Annotated in this window: 4 protein-coding genes; 2 read left to right on the top strand and 2 right to left on the bottom strand. The window is 65.4% G+C overall.

All coding sequences use genetic code 11. From position 1 onward, the window contains the following. Together O2807_11240 and O2807_11235 are read left to right on the top strand one after the other, a co-directional pair. The coding region (locus O2807_11240) for an amidohydrolase family protein (GenBank protein MDA1001072.1) at positions 1-1,110 on the top strand (1,110 nt) is incomplete at its 5' end. Beyond that, on the top strand, positions 1,097-2,347 hold the full coding sequence (locus tag O2807_11235; protein MDA1001071.1) for a DUF1116 domain-containing protein: 1,251 nt from the start codon (positions 1,097-1,099) through the stop codon (positions 2,345-2,347). The genes O2807_11240 and O2807_11235, both read left to right, overlap by 14 nt. Here the strand turns inward: O2807_11235 and O2807_11230 are convergent. Further along, the gene (locus O2807_11230) at positions 2,344-4,023 is read right to left on the bottom strand and encodes a thiamine pyrophosphate-binding protein (protein ID MDA1001070.1); all 1,680 of its coding nucleotides are present in this window, start codon (positions 4,021-4,023) and stop codon (positions 2,344-2,346) included. The genes O2807_11235 and O2807_11230 overlap by 4 nt on opposite strands. 33 nt (positions 4,024-4,056) lie before the next feature. Next, positions 4,057-5,634, bottom strand: a 1,578-nt coding sequence (locus tag O2807_11225; GenBank protein MDA1001069.1) for a long-chain-fatty-acid--CoA ligase, incomplete at its 5' end; no start/stop codon positions are given.

Genomic DNA, 5,634 nt, shown 5'->3' with positions numbered 1-5,634 from the left:
AGGGTGGTTTTGCCGGAGCTGATCGAGAGCCATATCCATCTGGACAAGGCCTATCTCGAGGAGCGTCGGCCGAACCTCACCGGCACCCTGGAAGACGCCATCGCCATCACCCTGGAGCTCAAGAAATCCGCAACGGCAGAAGATATCCTGGCGCGGTCCGAGCGCGCGCTCCGCAGCTGTCTGCGCCACGGCGCGACCCGCTTCCGCGCCCATGTCGAGGTTGATCCTTTCGTCCAGCTCAAGGGGATGGAGGCCACCCTCGCGCTGCGGGAAAAATACCGCGGTGTGGCCGACATCGAGATCGTTGTCTTCCCCCAGGAGGGCATTGAGCAGCGCCCCGGCACGGAGGACCTCATGCGCGCGGCCATGCGGATGGGCGGCGATCTTGTCGGCGGGGTTCCCTACAACGATCACCACGCCGAGCGCCACCTCGACATCGTTTTCCGTCTGGCGGAGGAGTTCGGCTGCGGCGTTGATCTCCACCTCGATTTTTTCGACGACCCCGCGTACCGCGACATCGAGTCGGCGGCCCGGCGAACCATCGCGGCCGGGCTGCAGGGCCGGGTCGCCGTGGGCCATCTCACCTCGCTCGGCAGCATGGATGACGAGCGGGCGAAGGGGATTATCGGGCGGGTCCTCGAGGCGGATATTTCCGTTATCCCGCTTCCCGCGACTGATCTTTTTCTCGGCGGGCGCGGGCCGGCCGCTCCCCGCTTCCGCAGCCTCACCCGCGTGAAAGAGCTCATCGAGGCGGGCGCCAACGTGGCCCTTTCCTCGAACAACATCCGGAACGCCTTCACCCCCTCGGGAAACGGCGATCTGTTCGAGGTCGGGTTGCTGCTGGCCTCGGTGGCCCACATGACGACGCCGAACGAGCGGGTACTTCTCCCGAAGTTTTTCACCGACCACGCGGCGCGCGCCCTCGGCATTCACGAGAATTACGGCATCCGGGAAGGTTGCCCGGCGGATTTTGTCGTCCTCGATTCGGAAAATTATGCGGACGTGATCATCGATCAGCCCGAGAAGCGCTACGTTGTCAAAAACGGGCGGGTCGTGGCGGAGAATTTACGCGAGACGCGCTGGCATGGAGTGTCCGATGGGTTGGATTGACGAAGCGAACCAGGAAGCGGTCGGGCGCATTTTCTCGGCGGACCCGCATCTGATCGACGTGCGCCCCACCGGGGAGGTGATCGATGGCTTGGGAGAGCGGGTTATCCTGCACGCGGGTCCGCCCATCGGATGGGAGCGGATGTCGGGCCCCTTGCGGGGCGCCGTCGCCGGCGCCGCCGTGCTCGAGGGCTGGGCGCCGGATCTGGAAAGCGCCGCGGACATGGCGGCGGCGGGTGCCTTCACGTTTCATCCGAATCATCATTTCGACGCCGTGGGACCCATGACCGGGATGACGACGCGGAGCATGCCGGTCATGGTGGTCGAGAACCGCAAGTTCGGGAACCGGGCCTACTGCGCCCTCAACGAGGGCCTCGGCAAGGTGATGCGCTTCGGCGGGAACGATGCGGAGGTGCTCGATCGCCTCAGGTGGCTCGCCGAGGTGCTCGGTCCCGCACTCTCGGACACGCTGCGCCAGCGGGGCGGGGTGCCGCTCAAGAGCATCGTCGCCCGCGGCCTTTCGATGGGCGATGAGATGCATCAGCGGAATGTGGCCTGCACCGGCATTTTCCTCCGCGAGATGGCTCCCGCCATCGTCCGGGCGGTGCCCGATGCGGAAAAGGCGGCCGCGATTCTGGAGTTCATCGCCGGAAACGATCAGTTTTTTCTCAACATCGCCATGGTGATGGGGAAGGCCATCATGGACCCGGTGCGGAACATCGAGGGTGCGAGCGTCGTCACCGCCATGTGCCGGAACGGGACCGACTTTGGAATCCGGGTGAGCGGGACGGGGGACGAATGGTTCATCGCCCCGGTGGAAATGCCGGAAGGCCTTTATTTTCCGGGTTTCAGCGAAAAAGACGCCAACCCCGACATGGGGGATTCCACCATCATCGAAACCATGGGGCTCGGCGGCTTCGCCATGGCCGCCGCCCCGGCGGTAGCCGGTTTCGTCGGCGCGGGCTCGGCCTCGGCCGCGCAGGGCTACACGCGCTCGATGTACGAGATCACCCTCGCCCAGAATCCCGACTGGACCATTCCCGCCCTGAACTTCGCCGGCACCCCGGCCGGCATCGACATCCGCAAGGTCATCGAAACCGGCCTCGCCCCCGTCATCAACACCGGCATCGCCCACCGCGAGCCGGGCGTGGGCCAAGTGGGCGCGGGCATCGTCCGCGCGCCGATGGCGTGCTTCGAGCAGGCGCTCGAGGCTTTCGCCGCGAAGATGGGAGTCGCCTAGGGCACGAGGCCGTGCGCTTCCCCCTCCTCGAAGATCGCCGCATCGATCAGGAAGGGCTTTCCGTTTTGGGTGGCCTCCCGGAGGGTGTCCACGAAGTCATCCGCCGTCGCGACGCGCCGCCCCGCCATGCCCATGGACTCCGCCAGCTTCGGAAAGTCCAGCTCCGGGATGTCCATCGCCACGAACTGGCCGAACTCTTTTGACTTCCCGTCGAGGGCGAGCACCCGCTGCTTGAGGATGCGGTAGGAGGCGTTGTTGGCGATGACGAACACCGCGCCCAGGTCGTATTTGGCCGCGGTGTAGAGGGCTTGGATGGTGTACATGGCCGATCCGTCCCCGACAACGCCGACGACGCTCCGATCCGGAAGCGCCGCCTTGACCCCGACCGTCTGGGGCAGCCCCATCCCGATGCCGCCGCCCTTGATGCCGATCAGGTGGGAGGCCTTGCCGGTGATCGCCCGGCGGAAGGCGGAACCGGCTGCGGTGATGGCCTCGTCCACGATGAAGGTCTCTTTCGGCAACCCCTCGCCGAGCGCCGCGTGGAAGGTGACGAGGTTCATTCCCTTTTCGTTTTCAGGTGCGCGCCGGGGGGTTTCCTTCTCGCGGACCCCGGCGACCTCTTTTTCGATTTCCTCCCGGCGGGTCCTCGCCCGGCCGTGCGCCGCCTCATCCATCCGGCCCTCCACTTCCTCGATCAGCGCGGGGAGCGTCGCCTTCGGATCGCCGTACAGGGCAATGTCGGTCGGGATGTTTTTTCCGATCTCCCAGGGGTTCTGGTCGAGATGGAGCACCTTCGCCCCATCGGGGATGGGATAGAGGTCGGGCGGATAGGAGAAGATGAACGCCTCGGTTCCGACGAGGAAGATCGCGTCGGCGCCCTCGAACACCCGGCGGACCGGCTTGGCGAAGCGCCCGAGCTCGCCCGCGTACTGGGGATGGTCCATCGGGAAGGCGATGGTGTTCGGAAAGGTTTCGCCGTAGACCTTCGCACCGGTCAGTTCGGCAAGGCGGACGAGTTCGGGTTCCGCCCCCGAGCGGGTGACGCGCGAGCCGGCCACGATGATGGGGCGCTTGGCTGCGGCGAGCGTCTCCGCCGCCTGGCGGATGCTCGCCGCCGAGGCGGAAAACCGGGGATCGAGGCGGGTCGGCTTGCCCTGAAGACCCTCTGCGGCCTCGAGCATGATGTCGCCCGGGAGGGACAGAAAAACCGGCCCCGTCGGCGGGGTGAGCGCCACCTTGATCGCGCGCCGGACGGCGGCCTCGAGGTCCACCAGCCGCCGCACCTCGAAGGACCATTTGACGTGCGGTTCCGCGATGCGGGTCAGATCATCGAAGAGCGTCACCTCGTAGAACTGTCCCGCCTGGGACCAGTTGCCCGCCGTGACGAGCAGGGGGGTGCCGGCGCGCTTGGAGTTGTAGAGGTTTCCCATCGCGTTCCCGAGGCCGGGGGCGACGTGGAGGTTGATGACACCGATCCCCCCCGAGGCGACCGCATAGCCCTCGGCCGCCGCGGAGGCGACCCCCTCCTGCAGGCAGAGGTAGTAGTTGAGCCGCTTTTCGTTCACCATGGCGTCCATCAATCCGAGTTCGGTCGTGCCCGGATTTCCGAACATCGTGTTCACGCCTTCATCAATGAGCGTTTCGAGAAACAGTCCGGCGCCGTTCAATCTGTTCATGTCGGTTCCTTCGTCAGAGAGAAAAGAACAGGCTTAGGCCCGCTCCTTGAGTATCCTTCTCAGAATTTTCCCGCTGGGGGATTTCGGAATCTGATCGATGAACTCCACCTCGCGCACCTGCTTGTAGCCCGCCACCTTGTCCCGGACGAATGCCATCAGCGCATCGGCGGCGGGATTTTTCTCCGGCTTGGGGACGACGAAGGCCTTGGGGATCTCCCCCGCCTCGGCGTCGGGCTTTCCCACGACGGCGGCGTCGGCCACCTCCGGATGCTGGTGGAGGATCGCTTCGAGCTCCGCCGGCGCGACCGAAAACCCCTTGTATTTGATCATTTCCTTTTTCCGGTCGAGGATATAGACGTAGCCCTCCTCGTCCACCTTGGCGATGTCGCCGGTGTAGAACCAGCCGTCGCGCAGGACCTGCGCCGTCTCCTCGGGCGCCTTCCAGTAGCCCTTCATGACATTGGGGCCGCGGAGGACGAGTTCTCCCGCCTCGCCGACGGGCAGCTCTCTCTCGCCGGTTTCGGTGTCCATGATCTTCTGCTCCACATCCGAGCAGGGCGGCCCGATGGAATCCGCCTTGATGAGGTGCTTGTCCTCGGGGTTCGTGTGCGTGATCGGTGCGGTCTCGGTGAGGCCGTATCCCATGAAGGTCATGACGCCGGTGCGCTTTTCCACCTGATGGCGCACTTCGGGGGGGAGCGGGGCCGCGCCGCTCAGCATGAACCGCAGCGAGGAGAGGTCGTAGCTCTCCAGGTGGGGGTGGTGAAGGATCGCGAGAAGGGCGGGCGGCACCGTGAAGAAGAGCGTGACGCGGTGCTCCTCGACGAGCCGCAGGGCCGCCTCCACCTCGAAGCGCGGCATCAGCACCTGCTTCACCCCCGCGAGGGTGAAGCCGCCCATCAGCAAAGAGCCGAAGATGTGATAGAGGGGCAGAAACAAAAGGCCCACGTCCTGCTCGGTGATCCGCAGGTTTGAGTTGAAGACATAGTGGTTCGTCACCAGGTTCCGGTGGGTGAGCATCACGCCCTTGGGCAGCCCGGTGGTGCCGCTCGAGTAGGGGAGGGCAGCCAGATCTTCACGAAGGTCAAGATCGGGCTCGGGCGGCGGGCTGATGGGCCGGGAGAGAATCCACGATTCGAAGTCCGGGTAGACGCTCTCCCCTCCGTGCCAGAGGATGATCTCCTTCAGATCGGGGAGGTCTTTCCGCACGCTTTCGATGAGCGGGATTTTTTCGGGCTCGGTGATGAGCAGCTTCGCGCCCGAATCCGCGAGCTGGTAGCGGACCTCGCCCTCCTTGTAGGAGGGGTTGAGGGCGGTGACCACCGCGCCCGCCTTGGAGGCGCCGTAGAAGGCAATCTCGAAGGCGGCCGAGTTGGGAAGAAAGATCGCGATGCGGTCGCCCTTTGCGATGCCCGCTTCGAGAAAGGCGTGGGCGCAGGCGTTCGAGAGGTGGTCCAGCTCGCGGAAGGTCAGCTCGATTTCGCCGTCCACCAGGGCGACCTTGTCGGGACAGCGCGCGAGGGAGACTTTCAGGTGGCCGTGAAGGGGCTGTTCGGGGTAATCGAGCGGCGGGCGGAACAGCGGCGGCAATTTCCGTGAAGTTCCCATGGA

It is taken from the genome of bacterium, assembly GCA_027622355.1.
In the GTDB taxonomy this organism is placed as follows: domain Bacteria; phylum UBA8248; class UBA8248; order UBA8248; family UBA8248; genus JAQBZT01.
The sequence above is the reverse complement of the archived record's forward strand: the minus strand, read 5'-3'. Positions and strand labels throughout refer to the sequence as shown.

Excerpts from the sequence above, each read along its gene's own strand:
- O2807_11235 (MDA1001071.1), top strand. The coding sequence starts at position 1,097 with ATGGGTTGGATTGACGAAGCGAACCAGGAAGCGGTCGGGCGCATTTTC.
- O2807_11230 (MDA1001070.1), bottom strand. The coding sequence starts at position 4,023 with ATGAACAGATTGAACGGCGCCGGACTGTTTCTCGAAACGCTCATTGAT.